The organism is Pseudomonas sp. GW821-FHT01E10 (assembly GCF_059422365.1).
Genome location: NZ_JBWKWT010000010.1, coordinates 48,855 through 65,745 on the forward strand (window position 1 = coordinate 48,855; position 16,891 = coordinate 65,745).

12 protein-coding genes are annotated in these 16,891 nt (G+C 60.0%); 6 read left to right on the forward strand and 6 right to left on the reverse strand.

Translation table 11 applies throughout. The annotated features are described in order from the left end of the window. Nucleotides 1-56: 56 nt before the first annotated feature. Nucleotides 57-953: a homocysteine S-methyltransferase family protein gene (locus tag AC07V0_RS18330; RefSeq protein WP_064621155.1), complete on the reverse strand. Its 897-nt coding sequence runs from the start codon at nucleotides 951-953 to the stop codon at nucleotides 57-59. Nucleotides 954-1,065: 112 nt separating this feature from the next. On the opposite strand from AC07V0_RS18330, the gene AC07V0_RS18335 reads away from it, so the two are divergent. The 3 genes from AC07V0_RS18335 to AC07V0_RS18345 all read left to right on the forward strand — a co-directional run bounded on the left by AC07V0_RS18335 (nucleotide 1,066) and on the right by AC07V0_RS18345 (nucleotide 5,055). Then, nucleotides 1,066-1,887, forward strand: a complete 822-nt coding sequence (locus AC07V0_RS18335) for an ABC transporter substrate-binding protein (RefSeq protein ID WP_064621156.1) — start codon at nucleotides 1,066-1,068, stop codon at nucleotides 1,885-1,887. Beyond that, nucleotides 1,884-2,717: an amino acid ABC transporter permease gene (locus tag AC07V0_RS18340; protein ID WP_086945218.1), complete on the forward strand. Its 834-nt coding sequence runs from the start codon at nucleotides 1,884-1,886 to the stop codon at nucleotides 2,715-2,717. The genes AC07V0_RS18335 and AC07V0_RS18340 overlap by 4 nt, the downstream gene beginning before the upstream one ends. Nucleotides 2,718-2,967: 250 nt before the next feature. Beyond that, the gene (locus tag AC07V0_RS18345; protein ID WP_064621158.1) at nucleotides 2,968-5,055 is read left to right on the forward strand and encodes an autotransporter outer membrane beta-barrel domain-containing protein; all 2,088 of its coding nucleotides are present in this window, start codon (nucleotides 2,968-2,970) and stop codon (nucleotides 5,053-5,055) included. A 78-nt stretch (nucleotides 5,056-5,133) separates the two neighbouring features. Here AC07V0_RS18345 and oadA read toward each other — a convergent pair whose 3' ends face one another. Together oadA and AC07V0_RS18355 are read right to left on the reverse strand one after the other, a co-directional pair. After that, complete coding sequence (oadA, locus tag AC07V0_RS18350; protein ID WP_018927372.1) at nucleotides 5,134-6,942, reverse strand: sodium-extruding oxaloacetate decarboxylase subunit alpha; 1,809 nt, start codon at nucleotides 6,940-6,942, stop codon at nucleotides 5,134-5,136. 11 nt (nucleotides 6,943-6,953) lie between these two features. Then, nucleotides 6,954-8,369, reverse strand: coding sequence for an acetyl-CoA carboxylase biotin carboxylase subunit (locus tag AC07V0_RS18355; RefSeq protein ID WP_018927371.1), 1,416 nt, complete (start codon nucleotides 8,367-8,369; stop codon nucleotides 6,954-6,956). A gap of 190 nt (nucleotides 8,370-8,559) precedes the next feature. Between AC07V0_RS18355 and AC07V0_RS18360 the strand changes: the two genes are divergently transcribed. After that, the gene (locus AC07V0_RS18360) at nucleotides 8,560-9,522 is read left to right on the forward strand and encodes a LysR family transcriptional regulator (RefSeq protein WP_086945219.1); all 963 of its coding nucleotides are present in this window, start codon (nucleotides 8,560-8,562) and stop codon (nucleotides 9,520-9,522) included. On the opposite strand, the gene AC07V0_RS18365 is transcribed toward AC07V0_RS18360, so the two are convergent. The 3 genes from AC07V0_RS18365 to AC07V0_RS18375 all read right to left on the reverse strand — a co-directional run bounded on the left by AC07V0_RS18365 (nucleotide 9,464) and on the right by AC07V0_RS18375 (nucleotide 13,767). Beyond that, nucleotides 9,464-9,676: a PA3496 family putative envelope integrity protein gene (locus AC07V0_RS18365; RefSeq protein ID WP_086945220.1), complete on the reverse strand. Its 213-nt coding sequence runs from the start codon at nucleotides 9,674-9,676 to the stop codon at nucleotides 9,464-9,466. The genes AC07V0_RS18360 and AC07V0_RS18365 overlap by 59 nt on opposite strands. Before the next feature lie 215 nt (nucleotides 9,677-9,891). Then, nucleotides 9,892-10,758: a transcriptional regulator HexR gene (hexR, locus tag AC07V0_RS18370; protein ID WP_017850032.1), complete on the reverse strand. Its 867-nt coding sequence runs from the start codon at nucleotides 10,756-10,758 to the stop codon at nucleotides 9,892-9,894. Nucleotides 10,759-10,893: 135 nt separating this feature from the next. After that, on the reverse strand, nucleotides 10,894-13,767 hold the full coding sequence (locus AC07V0_RS18375) for an EAL domain-containing protein (protein WP_086945221.1): 2,874 nt from the start codon (nucleotides 13,765-13,767) through the stop codon (nucleotides 10,894-10,896). Nucleotides 13,768-14,026: 259 nt separating this feature from the next. Here AC07V0_RS18375 and uvrD point away from each other — a divergent pair, with 259 nt between their 5' ends. Together uvrD and AC07V0_RS18385 are read left to right on the forward strand one after the other, a co-directional pair. After that, nucleotides 14,027-16,210 (forward strand): DNA helicase II, encoded by a 2,184-nt coding sequence (gene uvrD / locus AC07V0_RS18380; protein ID WP_007934438.1) that lies wholly within the window; start codon nucleotides 14,027-14,029, stop codon nucleotides 16,208-16,210. 88 nt (nucleotides 16,211-16,298) lie between these two features. Continuing rightward, nucleotides 16,299-16,739: an EamA family transporter gene (locus AC07V0_RS18385; protein ID WP_007934436.1), complete on the forward strand. Its 441-nt coding sequence runs from the start codon at nucleotides 16,299-16,301 to the stop codon at nucleotides 16,737-16,739. Nucleotides 16,740-16,891 lie beyond the last annotated feature (152 nt).

Consider the following 16,891-nt stretch of genomic DNA (forward strand, 5'->3'; position numbering starts at 1 on the left):
ACCTTCGCGGGCAAGTCGGATCGCGGCACGGCGATCCGACTTGCCCGCGAATGGCATCACGCTAATGTCTGGGCAAGTACCGCAATATGCTCCGGCCCGATCCCACAGCACCCGCCCAAATGGCTGGCTCCCCTCTTCTGCCAGTCAGCCGCCCACATCAGGTAACCCGGCGGGTCGAGATCGTCGCGTAGCGGATCCAGACCGTCGTTGGCCGTGGCCTCTTTCGGCTGCGGCGGGAAGGCGTTGGCGTATGCGCCAATGTGAATCTTCACCCCCAGGCGCTCGAAGGTTTCCCGCGCCGCATCAATCGCCGCCCCGATCACTTCCGGCTGGCTGCAGTTGAACAGCAAAGTCTCGACACCCAACTCAGCCGCCACCACAGCGGCCTCAGCCACCGGTTCACCGGAGCGCAAACGCGGCACTTCATCGGTGTCTTCATCTTTCAAGGTAAACGACAGCCAGAACGGTTTGCCGTCCTTCGGCAGACCGGCATGGATCGCCCGTGCTTCGACGATCGAACTCTGGGTTTCGGCCAGCCACAGGTCGACATGAGGCGCCAGACCATTGACCAGAGGGCTCAGCAGTTCAGTCACCCGAGCAGCGTCGAACAAGTCCGGGCGGTAGGAGCCGAATAACGGCGGCAATGAGCCGGCCACACGAATCGCTTGGCCCGAGGCATCGACTGCACGCCGAGCCAGCTCACCGGCCAACGCCGCAAGGGCCTGGCCTTCAGCCGCGAAACGCTCCTCGCCAATGTGGAACGGCACCACCGCGTAACTGTTGCTGGTGATCACGTTGGCACCGCTTTCAATATAAGCCGCGTGCACCGCCTCCACCGCCTGCGGCGCTTCGCTCAAGGCCAGCGCCGACCACTCGGGCTGCCTGAACGGCGCCCCTCGGCGCTGCAGCTCCCGACCCATGCCACCATCCAGAATTACCGTCCCTGCGCCCATATGCTTTTCACTCATAAGCTTATGAAAATAACTCACTATCAGAGTCGTTCTTATAACTATTTAATACGCACCACTCGGTTAATAACAACCTCTTTTTTTTCAGGGATCAACTGTGAAATTTCAACCGCTGCTGGCCCTGGGCCTGACGATTCTGGCTGCCTCCACCCAAGCCTTTGCCGGCGCCACTCTGGATCGCATCGAGCAAAAGAAAGAACTGGTCGGCGTGTTGATGGAAAGCTATCCACCCTTCTCGTTCCTCAACGATCAAAACCAGCTCGACGGTTTCGACGTCGACGTGGCCAAGGCCGTGGCGGACAAACTGGGCGTCAAGCTGCGTCTGGAAACGCCGTCCTGGGATGTGATTGCCGCCGGCCGCTGGAGCGGGCGTTACGACATCTGCATCTGCTCCATGACCCCGAGCAAGGCCCGCGCCGAAGTCTTCGACTTCCCGGTCGAGTACTACGCCTCCCCTGCCGTGATCGTGGTCAATGCCAAGGACGATAGCATTCACAGCGCCAAGGACCTGAGCGGCAAGAAAGTCGGTCTCACCAGCGCCTCCAGCTATGAAAGCTACCTGAACAAAAACCTGGTGATCGAAGGCGCCGAAGACACCCAATTGCAGTACCCGTTCGAGAACGTGCAGATCGCCCCGTATGACACCGACAACGTCGCGTTCCAGGATCTGGGCCTGGGCGCTGGCGTGCGTCTGGACGCGATCCTCACCAACCTCGTCACCGCGCAACCGCGCCTGAACGAAGACAAGCGCTTCAAGCTCGCCGGCCAGCCGCTGTACTCGGAGCCGAACTCGGTGGCCATCGAAAAAGGTGACGCGCAGTGGGACGCCAAAGTGCGTGATGTGTTCGCTCAGTTGAAACAGGACGGCACCTTGAGCAAGCTGTCGCAAAAATGGATCGGCGCCGACATCAGCAAATGACTTCCTTCCCCAAACCTCCTCAGCCGCCGCAACCGGTGGCTGAGTCATTACTGCAACGGGTCTTCGGCTTCCGTACCCGGCTGTACCTGACCTGGGCGGCGATGTTCGGCTTGTTCGCCAGTTTCTTCCTGAGCTTCGACCTGAAGTTCTCGATCATCCTCGACAAACTGCCGAACCTGATCGGCCTGCACCTGGCGCCCAACGGCTTTCTGCAAGGCGCGGCACTGACGCTGTTCTTGTGCCTGTGCTCGATTGTGGCTTCGTCGCTGCTGGGCTTCATCACGGCCCTGGCTCGACTGTCGAAAAGCGCCGTGGCGTTCGGCATCGCAAGCTTCTATGCCTCGTTCTTTCGCGGCACGCCGCTGCTGATCCAGATATTGCTGATCTACCTCGGCTTGCCGCAATTGGGCGTGGTGCCGGGCGCCATCGCCGCCGGCATCATCGCCCTGTCGCTGAACTATGGCGCCTACCTGAGCGAAATCTTCCGCGCCGGCATCCTCGGCGTTCCCCACGGCCAACGCGAAGCATCGCTGGCCCTGGGCATGCGCGAAACCGTGATTTTCTGGCGCGTCACCCTGCCCCAGGCCATGCGCGCCATCATCCCGCCCACCACCAACCAGTTCATCTCCATGCTCAAGGACTCGTCGCTGATCTCGGTGATGGGGGTTTGGGAAGTGATGTTCCTGGCGCAATCGTACGGGCGCTCGAGCTATCGCTATATCGAAATGCTGACGACGGCGGCGATCATTTATTGGCTGATGTCGATTGGACTGGAGCTGATTCAGGCGCGGATGGAACGGCATTACGGGAAGGCGTACGTAAGCCGGTAGGAGCCGTCGAGAGCTGCGCTTTTTTTGATCCGCGAAAGATGCATTTTTGCTGGAGCGCCAGCCCCCTTGTCCTCATTCACTGTAAGAAAAAGCGTCCAGTTCAAATGGGTAAAAACAGCCGCCCTCAAGCGGCTGGCTATTTTCTACACAACCTGCTGACACCCCCCGCAAGCCCGCCGGAAGCAGCTGACATCGGCACCTATAGCCTCACTTTTAGAGTTTGGCCTCCCATCAAAAGAGGCCGTACTCGATGCCCGTTCAACACAAATACCGACCACAACACCTGGCGCTGGCCATTGCGCTTGCGCTGGGTTGCGCCGAATTTTCAAGCGCCCAACAACTACCCGCGCAAGCTGAGGCGACGAATATCGCTGAGGTAACCGGGCAGCTTGATACTGAGCCGCACCCGCTTACCCGGCTTCTAGCCTTTATCGAGGCGGACACCACCTTTCAAACGGTGATTGATGCGCCGCAGCCCGCTCGGCGAGGTACTTCCCTGAGACCGGAAAATAGAGATGACCTCATCATCGTCAAAAATGGTGGAAGCTTCGAAGGTCGGGTCGATGGCGGCAAAGGAACCAACGTCATACAGCTTGATGCAACTGACGGTGGCCGATTGGGGAATACCCGCAACTTCAACGGCCTGTATGTTTCGCAGGGATCCTGGACGCTGACCAGTACCGGAGATTTCAACAAGGGTGTGGTGGTGCTCGATGACGGCATCCTGACCAATGACGGGAAAATCGAAGGTGGGGCGATTACGGTCGGAAAGCTCTTCAACAATGGCGACATTAAAGGTCATGTAACAGTCGCGCACGGCGGTACTTTTGCAGGTGCAGGCACCGTCGGCGGCCTGGATGTCTCCGGCCGCGTCAACGTCGATGGATTGCATGGCGCCCCAAGGGTCAAAGGCAATTTGAACCTGTCCAACTCGGCCATCCTGGCCTATGAGGTCAACCCCGACGGCCGTCACGAGACGATCAAAGTCGACGGCACCGCCAGCCTCGGCAATGCCACCCTGAAAATCGTCGCAGTATCGGGTGACTATCCGCAAACCACCCAGTACACCATTATCGAGGCCGACAAGGTCGATGGGCATTTTGGCAATATTGAAAACAATCTCGCATTCATGACGGCCACCCCGGACTACAGCGACGAAAAGGCCGTCCGCCTGACCTACGCTCGCAACGAAGTGCCTTTCGAGAGTCTCGCGACCAACAAAAACGGTCGGGAACTCGCCCGCAGTATTGAAGAACCCAAAGCCAGTCCAACGGCGCAGACACCTCCCAATACCGCGAACGCCGCTGTCACGGCCCTGCTTGCCTCCACCACCGAAACAGCCTCCCAGGCCATCGACCAGCTGGACGGCGGCAACAACGCCAACCTTGCGAAAGCGACCCTGAACAGTGACAGCCCAATCAGCGCGACCATGCTCTCGGCCATGCGTCAGCTGCACAGCGCCAGTAGCTACAGCAATTCCACCAGACGCAATGCGCCACGCCTGGCCGCCGGCAGCGAAGACAATGGCCGAGTCTGGCTTCAAGCAATGGGTCACGGTGGAACGCTGGATCGCGACTACGACGCTCTGAAACACACAACCCACGGTCTGGTACTGGGAGCTGATTGGGGCATCGATGAAGAATGGCGCATCGGGGTGATGAGCGGAAAATCCGAAACGCGCCTGGACAGCCGCGGACTCGACGGCGATCTCGACAGCTGGCATTTGGGAGCTTATGCCCTGCGTCAAAACGGACCAATGTCCCTGCGCCTGGGTGCGACCTACAGCAGTCACGATGGCAGCACTAAACGCCGGGTTGCCTTCAAAGGTTTCAGCGACCGCCCCGAAGGCCGTTACGATGCCAACACCCAGCAGGCCTTTGCGGAATTGGGTTACAACCTGGGGCGGACGAACGTCAGCATCGAACCGTTTGCCAGCCTGGGCTACCAGCGCTATCAACGCGACACTTACACGGAAAAAGGTGGCGCTGCGGCTCTGAAGGTACACGGTCAAACGCAGAACAATTTGAACAGCACGTTCGGCCTGCGGCTGGCGAAGCTCAACACTCTGGATAACGGCATGCAGCTGACGCCACGGTTCAGTGCCGGCTGGAAACATACTTACGGGGACGTCTACAGCGATACCCGCCAACGATTGGTAACGGGCGGAAAAAACTTCACCGTTTCCGGTGCGCCGCTGGATCGTGACAGCCTGCTGGTCGATACAGGGCTGGACCTTGGATTGTCAGCAAAACACACCCTGGGCATCGGACTCACTGGCGAGATCGGCACCGACAGCCGTAACCACGGCGTGACGGGTCAGTGGCGAATGAGTTTCTAACAGCCACAAACCCAGTGCGAAAAAAAAGGGGAGCACATGCCCCCCCGAGGTTTAAAGCGGTATATCGAGGCTGTTAACTCAGCCTTCGATCTCGATCAGAATCTCGCCCGGGTTCACCCGGTCGCCCTTGGCCACGTGGATGGCGGTGACTTTGCCGGTGATGGCCGACTGGACTTCGGTTTCCATCTTCATCGCCTCGGTGATCAGCACGGCCTGGCCGGCTTTCACGGTGTCGCCTTCCTTGACCAGCACGTCGACGATGTTGCCCGGCATGGTGGTGCTGACGTGGCCAGGTGCAGTGGCTTGCTTGCGCTTGCTGCTGCCGCCGCTGACGAATTCGTTGAGCGGTTCGAACACCACTTCTTCCGGCATGCCGTCGATGGACAGGTAGAAGTGGCGTTTGCCTTCAGCCTTGACGCCCACACCAGTGATGTCGACGCGGTAGGTTTCGCCGTGAACGTCGATGACGAACTCGGTCGGCACGCCTTCACCACCGGCCGAAGCCACACCGCCTGCTTCCGGAATCGGCAGCAGCACTTCCGGTGTCAGGGTGCCGGCTGCGCGTTCTTCGAGGAACTTGCGGCCGATGTCCGGGAACATGGCGTAGGTCAGCACGTCTTCTTCAGACTTGGCTACGGCGCCGATTTCGGCACGCAGCTTGGTCATCTCCGGCTTGAGCAGATCGGCCGGACGCACGTCGATCACCTCTTCGCTGCCGATGGCCTGACGACGCAGCTTTTCGTTCACAGTGCCCGGCGCCTTGCCGTAGCCGCCTTGCAGGTAAAGCTTCACTTCGTTGGTGATGGTCTTGTAGCGCTCGCCGGCCAGCACGTTGAAGAACGCCTGGGTGCCGACGATTTGCGAGGTCGGGGTCACCAGCGGCGGGAAGCCGAGGTCTTCGCGAACGCGCGGGATTTCAGCCAGCACTTCGCTCATACGATTCAGGGCGCCCTGCTCTTTCAACTGGTTGGCCAGGTTGGAAATCATCCCGCCCGGAACCTGGTTGACCTGCACGCGAGTGTCGACGGCAGTGAACGCGCTTTCGAACTGGTGGTACTTCTTGCGCACGGCGTAAAAGTACAGGCCGATCTCTTGCAGCAGCTCCAGGTTCAGGCCGGTGTCGAACTCGCTGCCTTTAAGGGCGGCGACCATCGATTCGGTGCCCGGGTGGCTGGTGCCCCAGGCGAAGCTGGAGATCGCGGTGTCGATATGGTCGGCGCCGTTTTCGATGGCCTTGAGTTGGCACATCGCAGCCAGGCCGGCGGTGTCGTGGGAGTGGATGAACACCGGCAGCGATTGCTCGGCCTTCAGAGCCTTGACCAGTTCACCCGTGGCGTACGGGGTCAGCAGACCGGCCATGTCCTTGATCGCCACCGAGTCGCAACCCATGGCTTCCATTTGCTTGGCTTGCGCCACGAAAGCCTCGATGGTGTGCACCGGGCTGGTGGTGTAGGCGATGGTGCCCTGGGCGTGTTTGCCGGCAGCTTTCACCGCTTCAATGGCCACGCGCAGGTTACGCACGTCGTTCATGGCGTCGAAGATACGGAACACGTCGATGCCGTTGACCGCGGCCTTGGCGACGAAGGCTTTGACCACGTCGTCGCTGTAATGGCGGTAGCCCAGCAGGTTCTGGCCACGCAGGAGCATTTGCAGGCGCGTGTTAGGCAACGCGGCGCGCAGTTGGCGCAGACGCTCCCACGGGTCTTCTTTCAGGAAGCGTACGCAGGCGTCGAAGGTCGCACCGCCCCAGACTTCCAGCGACCAGTAACCGACTTTGTCGAGTTTGTCGCAGATCGGCAGCATGTCTTCGGTGCGCATGCGGGTGGCGAGCAGCGATTGATGGGCGTCGCGCAGGATTGTGTCGGTAACGTGGATTTGTTTGCTCATTGTTCTATTCCTCACAGGCCTGCGTGGGCGGCGATGGCGGCGGCGATGGCCAGGGCCAGCTCTTCGGGTTTGCGCTTGATCGAGTAGTTGGTCAGTTCAGGGTGGCTTTCAACGAAGCTGGTGTTGAACTGGCCGCTACGGAATTCCGGGTTACGCAGGATTTCCTGGTAGTACGCGGCGGTGGTCTTGACCCCTTGCAGACGCATGTCGTCGAGGGCCCGCAGGCCACGGTCCATCGCCTCTTCCCAGGTCAGCGCCCAGACCACCAGTTTCAGGCACATCGAATCGTAGAACGGCGGAATGGTGTAGCCGGTATAGATCGCTGTGTCGGTGCGCACGCCGGGACCGCCGGGCGCGTAGTAACGGGTGATCTTGCCGAAACTCGGGAGGAAGTTGTTTTTCGGGTCTTCGGCGTTGATCCGGAACTGCAGCGCGAAACCACGGTGCAGGATGTCTTCCTGTTTCACCGAGAGCGGCAAACCGGATGCGATGCGGATCTGCTCGCGAACGATGTCAATGCCGGTGATTTCTTCAGTGATGGTGTGTTCCACCTGCACCCGGGTGTTCATCTCCATGAAGTACACCTCGCCCTCGGCGAGCAGGAACTCCACGGTACCGGCGTTCTCGTAACCCACGGCCTTGGCTGCACGAACCGACAGGTCGCCGATGTAGGCGCGCTGTTCCGGAGTCAGTTGCGGGCTCGGAGCGATCTCGATCAACTTCTGGTTGCGACGCTGGATCGAGCAGTCACGCTCGAACAGGTGCACCACGTTGCCGAAGCTGTCGCCGAGGATCTGCGCTTCGATATGTTTCGGGTTTACGATGCATTTTTCCAGGAACACTTCCGCCGAACCGAAAGCCTTGGTGGCTTCGGAAATCACTCGCGGAAAGGCTTGTTCGAGTTCTTCGCGACTGTTGCAACGACGAATGCCGCGGCCGCCACCACCGGAGGTAGCCTTGAGCATCACCGGGTAACCGATGCGGTCGCCTTCGGTCAGGGCCTCTTCAATGCCCGACACGTTGCCTTCGGTGCCCGGTGTGACCGGCACGCCGGCCTTGATCATGCTGCGGCGCGCTTCGGTCTTGTCGCCCATGCGGCGAATGACTTCCGCCGACGGGCCGATGAATTTGATTCCGCGTTCGGCGCAGATGTCCGCCAGCTCGGCATTTTCCGAAAGAAAGCCGTAGCCGGGGTGCAACGCATCGCAACCGGTTTCCACCGCCAGGTTCACCAGCTTGCGCGGGTTCAGGTAGCCGGCCAATGGCTCGGCACCGATGCTGTGGGCCTCGTCCGCACGCTTCACATGCAAAGCATGACGGTCGGCGTCGGAATAGATCGCGACCGAGCGAATGCCCATTTCGGCGCAGGCGCGCACGATTCGTACGGCAATCTCACCACGGTTGGCAATCAGGATCTTTTTTATCACTTGGAGGTTCCCTTGAGCCGGTGACACCCACGACCCGATTAGACAGGTCGACGCGTGACCAAATGTTTCAATTCAGTCGCAGCTCCACACTAGCTGTCGCAAGGGATTAACAAAAATGAATAATAATTGGGTCAGACATAAGCAAAGACTTATAGTTGAGTCATCGACCTTCGCTCAGGATTTATAGAAAATGCGTAAGTCATTGATGCGTATGACATTGCGTCAATTGCAGATCTTCAATGAGGTGTGCGATTTAAGGTCCTACAGCCGCGCTGCCGACGAAATGTCTCTCACACAACCTGCCGTGAGCCTACAGATTCGTCAACTTGAAGAGCTGATCGGTCAGCCCTTGTTCGATTATGTCGGCAAAAAACTCTACATGACCGAGGCGGCCGAAGCGCTGCAGCGCGCCAGCCGGGACATTTTCGGGCGCCTGGAAAACCTCGATATGCAGCTGTCGGACATGCAAGGCTCATTGCAAGGTCAGCTGAAACTGGCGGTGGAGTCCAGCGCCAAGTATTTCGTGCCGCATCTGTTTGCCGCGTTCAAGCGCCAGCACCCGGAAGTGAACCTGCACCTGACGGTGGTCAACCGTGGCCAGGTCATCCGGCGCCTGTCGGATAACCGCGATGATCTGGTGATCATGTCGATGGTCCCCCAGGACATGGGGCTGGAATTCCTGCCGTTCCTCAACAACCCGATTGTAGCCGTGGCGCCACCGGATCATCCGCTGTGCCACATGGGTCCATTGCGCTTGCAGGATCTGGAACCCTACACGCTGCTGCTGCGCGAACCCGGTTCCGGCACGCGACTGGCCTGCGAGGAGTATTTCAAAGAGAAGCGCGTGCACTTCACCCAGACCCAGGAGGTCGCCTCGGCGGAAGCTCAGCGTGAATGCGTGCTGGCGGGTCTGGGCCTGGCGCTGCTGACGCGCCACGCCCTGAACCTTGAGTTGGCGACCGGTGGCCTGATCGAGCTGCCGGTCGAAGAGCTGCCGCTGCTGCGTAGCTGGTGCCTGGTGCAGGCCAAGGCCAAACGGCTATCGCCGGTGGCCCACGCATTCCTTGCGTTTATCCGCAGCGAACGAGCGCAAATCAGCGCACTGGTTGAGCGTTTCGACGGGAAGTTATCGGTGCTGCCTGCCAGTAGTTGAGTTCGAGGTCGTCGGGAAATTCGCCGATTTCGGCCAGAAGCTGGCGGCGCTCGCAGCGATCTTCGATGGCGCGGCGAAATTCCATGCGGCGCTGGTCTTCTTGCTGACGACGGGTTTTGACGGCGCTGTTGCGTTCTTCGTAGGGCTGGGCCATTTCGAGTCTCCCAAGGCGAGTACGGGAGTTTCAAGATAGGCGCGAGGGATGACGGTTTGGCGGCGGGAGGGTTACAGAACGATGAAACTCACTGGCTGACCGCGAACCTGTGGCGAGGGAGCTTGCTCCCGCTGGGTCGCAAAGCAGCCCTAAGATTTTGCGTCTGCTGCGCAGCCGAGCGGGAGCAAGCTCCCTCGCCACAATTGCAGCCAGAATCAATCGTCCAGCGCTTTTACTGACTTTGGCGACAACCGCAAGCTGCGAAGGCTGCGCTTGACGCTTTTCAAGTGATTGACCAGGCTCGGCCCACGGGCCATGGCCACGCCCATCGCCAACACATCGATCACTACCAGGTGGGCGATGCGCGACGTCAGCGGCGTGTAGATTTCAGTGTCTTCGTGCACGTCGATCGCCAGGTTAACGGTCGACAACTCGGCCAACGGTGTCTGGCTCGGGCACAGGGTGATCAGCGTGGCGCCGCTTTCGCGCACCAGGTTGGCGGTGATCAACAGGTCCTTTGAGCGACCGGACTGGGAAATGCAGATCGCCACGTCGGTCGGCTTCAAGGTCACCGCCGACATCGCCTGCATGTGCGGGTCGGAATACGCCGCCGCAGTCAGCAACAAACGGAAGAACTTGTGCTGGGCATCCGCCGCCACCGCACCCGACGCACCGAAGCCGTAGAACTCGACACGCTGGGCCTGGGACATCGCGGTCACGGCCTTCTGCAACGCTACCGGGTCAAGTTTCTCGCGAACTTCCATCAGGGTGTGCAGGGTGGTGTCGAAGATTTTCAGGCTGTAGTCGGCAACCGAATCGTCTTCATGGATCGCGAATTGCCCGAAGCTCGCGCCGGCCGCCAGGCTCTGGGCCAGCTTCAGTTTCAAATCCTGGAACCCGGAGCAACCGATGGCGCGGCAAAACCGCACGATGGTCGGCTCGCTGATGCCTACGCTGTGGGCCAGGTCGGCCATGGAACTGTGCATCACCGCCGCAGGATCAAGCAGCACGTGGTCGGCGACCTTGAGCTCCGACTTGCGTAACAGGTGGCGTGACTGGGCGATGTGTTGCAGCAGATTCAAGGGGCTGGACTCTTTGTCATTGGCAGGTGCCGGGGATGTAGCACGCTTGTAGTTATACTACATGAATCGGCTTTTTGCCTGCTCAATGCGTAACTCAATGTCCCCATATCACGCGACATATGCTCCATGTAGCACCTACGAGGTTTTTTCGTCCGCGCGCAACAGCTCAGCCAGGTCTGCAGCCTCAACCGGACGGCTGATCCAATAACCCTGCACTTCATCGCAATGCTCGACCTTCAGAAACTCCAGCTGCTCCGGCCGTTCGACGCCTTCGGCCACCACTTTCAACGACAGGCCGTGGGCCATGGCAATGATCGCCCGGGTAATCGCCGCATCCTCGCTGCTCTCTCCCAGCCCACGGATAAATGCCTGATCGATCTTCACGTAATCCACAGGAATACGTTTGAGGTAGCTCAGAGACGAATACCCGGTACCAAAATCGTCGATCGCCAGCTTCACCCCCAGATCGCGCAATTGCTGGAAGGTCGCGATGATGTGCTCGACGCTGTCCAGCAACTGGCTTTCGGTAAGTTCCAGCTCCAGATAGTGCGGCGCCAGACCGGTTTCCTCCAGCACCTGGCGCACCAGGCTGACCAGTTTCCCCTGACGCAGCTGATGCACCGACAGATTGACCGACACCCGAATCGGCTCAAGCCCCTGACGTTGCCATTCGCAGGCTTGCCAGCAGGCCTGACGCAATACGAACTCGCCGATAGCGTTGATCAGGCCGGTTTCCTCGGCCAGACCGATGAAATCCCCCGGCGGTACCTGGCCAAGGGTCGGGTGATTCCAGCGCACCAGCGCTTCGGCGGCATTCAACCGGCCGGTGGCTAGGCAGAGTTTCGGTTGATAAAACACCTTCAACTGCTTTTCTTCGATGGCTTTGCGCAATTGGTTCTCAAGCTGCAAACGCTCGAGCGTGCTGGCCTGCAAGCTGTCGGTGTAGAACTGGAAGTTGTTGCCGCCCAAGTGTTTGGCATGCTGCATGGCCATGTTCGACTGGCTGACCAGCGCGGAAATCTCCCGTGCGGTGTCCGGCAACAGGCTGATGCCCATGGACGCGCTCATCACCAGTTCATGCCCCTCGACAGTGATCGGCAAACGCAGCTTGGTCGACAATCGGGTCGCCACGCGCGCCAGGCTCGACAGGTTGCCGTAGGCGTCGAACAGCACCGCAAATTCATCGCCGGACAACCGGGCGATGGTGTCCGCTTCCGGCAACGCATTGACCAACCGCCGGGCCATTTTCTGTAACAGCTGATCGGCGATTTCGTGGCCGAGGCTGTCGTTGAGCAACTTGAAGCGATCCAGATTGATGTGCAGCAGCGCCAGGCTGCGCCGACCGCCCTGACGCACCCGCTGATGAGCCTCGCTTAGTCGTTCACGGAATAACGAACGGTTGGCCAGCCCCGTGAGCTCGTCGTAGTGGGTGAGGTAGCGCATGCGCTCTTCGGATTCACGCCGAGCGGACAGATCAGCGAAGAAGCCGACGATATGACTGACATTTCCCCGCAAATCGCGTACGGCATTCAGCTGCAGCCACTGCGGATACAACTCGCCATTCTTGCGGGTCTCGACCAACTCGCCCTGCCAACTACCGTGCTGCTCCAGCGCCTGACGAATCGCCGCGTAATGCCGACGGGCGTCGCGGCTGCAAGGCAAATCGACCACGTTGCGCCCGAGCATGTCGTCGATTTCATAGCCAGTTACCCGACTGAAAGCCTGATTGACCGCGATCAGTGCGTAATTCGGGTCGAAAATCACGATGCCTTCGCTGGCCGCCTCGAACACCGTCGCCGCCAGCTGGCGCTGTTCTTCCAGGTGCTTGCTGGCGCTGATATCGCGACGGGTGCCGACCATGCGGATCACCCGGCCGTTTTCACTACGCTCGACCGCTCGACCACGGTCCTCGATCCAGACCCAATGGCCATCGCCATGCCGAACGCGGTACTCGATCTGATAATCCTCGGTGCGGCCCTTCAAATGCTCGACCAGCGCCCGCTTCAGCGCTGGCAAGTCGTCGGGGTGCAGCCTCGGCTTGAGGTGGCGGAGCATTGCCGTCACGTATTCCGGCTCCAGCCCGAACAACTCCTGGAGCTGAGTGTGATGAACTTCGTCGGTCTGCAAGTTCCAGTCCCACAAACCGAGTTCGCTCGCCTTCAACGCCAGCGCCAGCCGTGCTTCGCTCTTGCTCAAAGCCTGGTTGGCCGCATCCAGTTCCAGACTGCGTTGGGCAACCCGGTTTTCAAGGTCGACCTGGGTTTCGCGCAATTCTTCTTCGGCGCGACGACGCTGGTCGATTTCCTTGGCCAGCTCGTGATTGAGTTGCTCGCTGCGACTTTGCGCTTGCTGCAAGTGTTCGATCAGCGCCTGATTTTGAAAACGCCGCAACAAACCCTGATCGATCAACCGATTGACCTGCCAGGCGACCACGCTCAACGAGCCCAGAAGAATCAGCCCGAACCAGCCCCAGCCCTGCTCCTGTTCATCGCCGCCCCAGAACAGATAGCCGATGGCGGGCAACAGACAGGGCAAGGTAAAGGATAGAAATGCTGGCAGGCTGACCGCATAAGCGACGCTGGCCGAAAGGGCTGCGGCGCCGATCAGACCGAATACCCAGGCTTGCTGGATGAAATTGTCAGCGGGCACCAGCGCGATGCCGGCACCGGCCAGGGTCAGGCCGGTCATCGCCGAACCGAGCAGAAACATGCGACGCCAGATCGGATGGGCCTGACGGTTGGGAATCGCCGAATCGAAGGCCGCGACCTGAATCACCCGCAACGCCACCAGCGACAATAACCAGACCAGCCAGACACTGACCACGAAGTAGCGTTGCGGGCTCCAGAGCAACCCGGCGCAGACCAGACCGTTGATCAACATGAAAAGCGTCGGCAAGAGCGAGCCCTGGTACAGCAGACGCGTGCGTTCGACCGCCATCTCCATGGCGTACTGTTTGCGGATAGCCCGAGGCTCCACGGAGGGGCCCGACAGGTCGGAGCTGAGGGTCATAGGCGATGTTCTTGTTCTTATAGTTGAGCATGCGAGCCCGAATTGTGGACGGAGCATACACAAGCAAATGCCCGGACCAAACTGCCTCAGGTCATAAAATAGACAAAAGTTTTAGTCGCCCGCATCCGGGGTAAAAGCCGCCAGGCGAGCCCCGCCCCTGCTCGCAGCCAGTGACCGACCGGTCGTCATCGGTGCTTCTTTCATCGGCTAATGCAAAGCTCGGTTTGCCCGGTGTGACGTCGCACCCTAGAATGCCCCGATGCGCGATGATCTCTCCCTTCTGCTGAACTCCCTCAACGATGCCCAACGCCAGGCCGTAGCTGCCTCCGTGGGTCGTCAGTTGGTCCTGGCCGGTGCTGGCTCCGGTAAAACCCGAGTGCTGGTGCACCGTATCGCCTGGTTGATCCAGGTCGAAAACGCCTCGCCCCACTCCATTCTGTCGGTGACCTTCACCAACAAGGCCGCTGCCGAGATGCGTCATCGCATCGAGCAGCTGATGGGTATCAACCCGGCCGGCATGTGGGTCGGCACCTTCCACGGCCTGGCACACCGCTTATTGCGGGCGCACTGGCAAGAGGCGGGCCTGAGCCAGACCTTCCAGATTCTCGACAGCGACGACCAGCAACGGCTGGTCAAGCGGGTGATCCGTGAGCTGGGCCTGGACGAGCAACGCTGGCCGGCCCGGCAGGCCCAGTGGTTCATCAACGGGCAGAAAGACGAAGGTCTGCGTCCACAACATATTCAAGCCAGCGGCGATCTGTTCCTGGCGACCATGCGCAGCATTTATGAAGCCTACGAGGCTGCGTGCCTGCGCGCCGGCGTCATCGACTTCTCCGAACTGCTGCTGCGCGCCCTCGATCTGTGGCGCGACCACCCGGGCCTGCTCGCCCATTACCAGAAGCGCTTCCGGCACATTCTGGTGGACGAGTTCCAGGACACCAACGCCGTGCAGTACGCCTGGCTGCGTCTGCTGGCCAAGGGTGGCGACAGCCTGATGGTGGTCGGCGACGACGATCAGTCGATCTATGGCTGGCGCGGCGCGAAAATCGAGAACATCTATCAGTATTCCGACGACTTCCCGGATGCCGAGATCATTCGTCTGGAGCAGAACTACCGCTCCACCGCCGGGATCCTCAAGGCCGCCAACGCCCTGATCGCCAACAACACCGGGCGCATGGGCAAGGAGCTGTGGACCGATGGTGGCGAAGGCGAAGCGATCAATCTGTACGCCGCGTTCAACGAACACGATGAAGCACGCTACGTGGTTGAAACCATTGAAAGCGCGCTGAAAACCGGCTTGGCTCGCAGTGATATCGCGATTCTGTACCGCTCCAACGCCCAATCGCGCGTTTTGGAAGAAGCCTTGCTGCGCGAGCGCATCCCGTACCGCATTTATGGTGGTCAGCGCTTCTTCGAACGGGCAGAAATCAAGAACGCCATGGCTTACCTGCGTTTGTTGGAAGGCCGTGGCAACGATGCGGCCCTGGAGCGGGTGATCAACGTTCCGGCCCGTGGCATCGGCGAAAAAACCGTCGAAGCGATTCGCGATCATGCGCGCCACAGCGACGTGTCGATGTGGGAAGCCATGCGTCAGCTGGTGGCCAACAAGGGCCTGACCGGGCGCGCTGCCGGTGCACTTGGGGCGTTTATGGAGCTGATCGAGAACCTCGCCGCCAAGTGCATGGAAATGCCACTGCACCTGATGACCCAGACCGTCATCGAGCAGTCGGGGCTGATCGCCTACCACCAGGCGGAAAAAGGCGAGAAAGGCCAGGCCCGGGTAGAAAACCTTGAGGAACTGGTCAGCGCCGCGCGCAACTTCGAAAACCCGGAAGAGGACGAAGAGCAATCGCCACTGGCGGCATTCCTCGGCCACGCCTCGCTGGAGGCCGGGGACACCCAGGCCGACGAGCACGAAGACAGCATTCAGTTGATGACCCTGCACAGCGCCAAGGGCCTGGAATTCCCTTACGTGTTCCTGGTGGGCATGGAAGAAGGCCTGTTTCCGCACAAAATGAGCCTGGAAGAACCCGGTCGCCTTGAAGAAGAGCGTCGTCTGGCCTATGTCGGTATCACCCGGGCGATGCAGAACCTGGTGCTGACTTATGCTGAAACCCGACGCTTGTACGGCAGCGAGACCTACAACAAGGTGTCGCGTTTCGTACGTGAAGTGCCGAAAGGCCTGATCCAGGAAGTGCGACTGTCCAACAGCGTCAGCCGTCCGTTCGGCGGAGGCCAGCAGCAGAGTTCCAGCAGCCTGTTCGGCGGCAGCGAGATCCCGGACACCGGGTTCAGCCTCGGCCAGACTGTGCGGCATTCGGTGTTCGGCGACGGTGTGATCCTGAATTTCGAAGGCGCCGGTGCTCAGGCGCGGGTGCAGGTGAACTTCAGCGAAGGCAGCAAGTGGCTGATGCTCGGTTACGCCAAGCTGGAAGCGATCTAAAACCTGCCAGTGATTTACTGTGGGGGCGAGCCTGCTCGCTCCCACAAGGTTCTGTGTTTCAGATTGATCTTATGAAAGGCGCGAAAACATGGGCTCGGGTTTCTTTTCTTCCTGGACATTCTGGGCCCTGATGTCGGCGGCGTTTGCCGCCATGACCGCGATTTTCGCCAAAATCGGCATCGAAAACGTTAACTCGGACTTCGCCACGCTGCTGCGCACGGTGGTGGTTTTGGTCAGCCTGGCCTTGATTTTGTACGCCACGGGCCAATATCAGTCATTAGGATCGATCTCGGCCAGGAGCTACCTGTTCCTGCTGCTGTCGGGACTGGCCACCGGTGCCTCGTGGATCTGCTACTTCCGCGCGCTGAAACTGGGGCCGGCCTCGTTGGTCGCTCCGGTGGACAAGCTCAGCGTGGTGCTGGTGGCGGTGCTCGGCGTAATCCTGCTGGGCGAAAAACTCGACCTGCGCCAATGGGGCGGAATCGGCCTGATTACGGCCGGTGTCGTCATGCTGGCGCTGCGGCGCTAGGCATCCTTCCTACAGAAGCTGTCCACTCGTCCTACAGACTAACGCTAACAGGCCTTATTGCGCTGACTGAAGCTGAACACAACCTGTCAGGCAAAAGCCCGAAACACTCTGCCGCTAGCCAGTAACACTTCAGCTGTGCAACATGGCGCGCG

Coding starts and splice junctions, on each gene's coding strand:
- AC07V0_RS18330 (WP_064621155.1), bottom strand. CDS start 953: ATGGGCGCAGGGACGGTAATTCTGGATGGTGGCATGGGTCGGGAGCTG.
- AC07V0_RS18340 (WP_086945218.1), top strand. CDS start 1,884: ATGACTTCCTTCCCCAAACCTCCTCAGCCGCCGCAACCGGTGGCTGAG.
- AC07V0_RS18345 (WP_064621158.1), top strand. CDS start 2,968: ATGCCCGTTCAACACAAATACCGACCACAACACCTGGCGCTGGCCATT.
- oadA (WP_018927372.1), bottom strand. CDS start 6,942: ATGAGCAAACAAATCCACGTTACCGACACAATCCTGCGCGACGCCCAT.
- AC07V0_RS18360 (WP_086945219.1), top strand. CDS start 8,560: ATGCGTAAGTCATTGATGCGTATGACATTGCGTCAATTGCAGATCTTC.
- AC07V0_RS18365 (WP_086945220.1), bottom strand. CDS start 9,676: ATGGCCCAGCCCTACGAAGAACGCAACAGCGCCGTCAAAACCCGTCGT.
- AC07V0_RS18375 (WP_086945221.1), bottom strand. CDS start 13,767: ATGACCCTCAGCTCCGACCTGTCGGGCCCCTCCGTGGAGCCTCGGGCT.
- uvrD (WP_007934438.1), top strand. CDS start 14,027: ATGCGCGATGATCTCTCCCTTCTGCTGAACTCCCTCAACGATGCCCAA.
- AC07V0_RS18385 (WP_007934436.1), top strand. CDS start 16,299: ATGGGCTCGGGTTTCTTTTCTTCCTGGACATTCTGGGCCCTGATGTCG.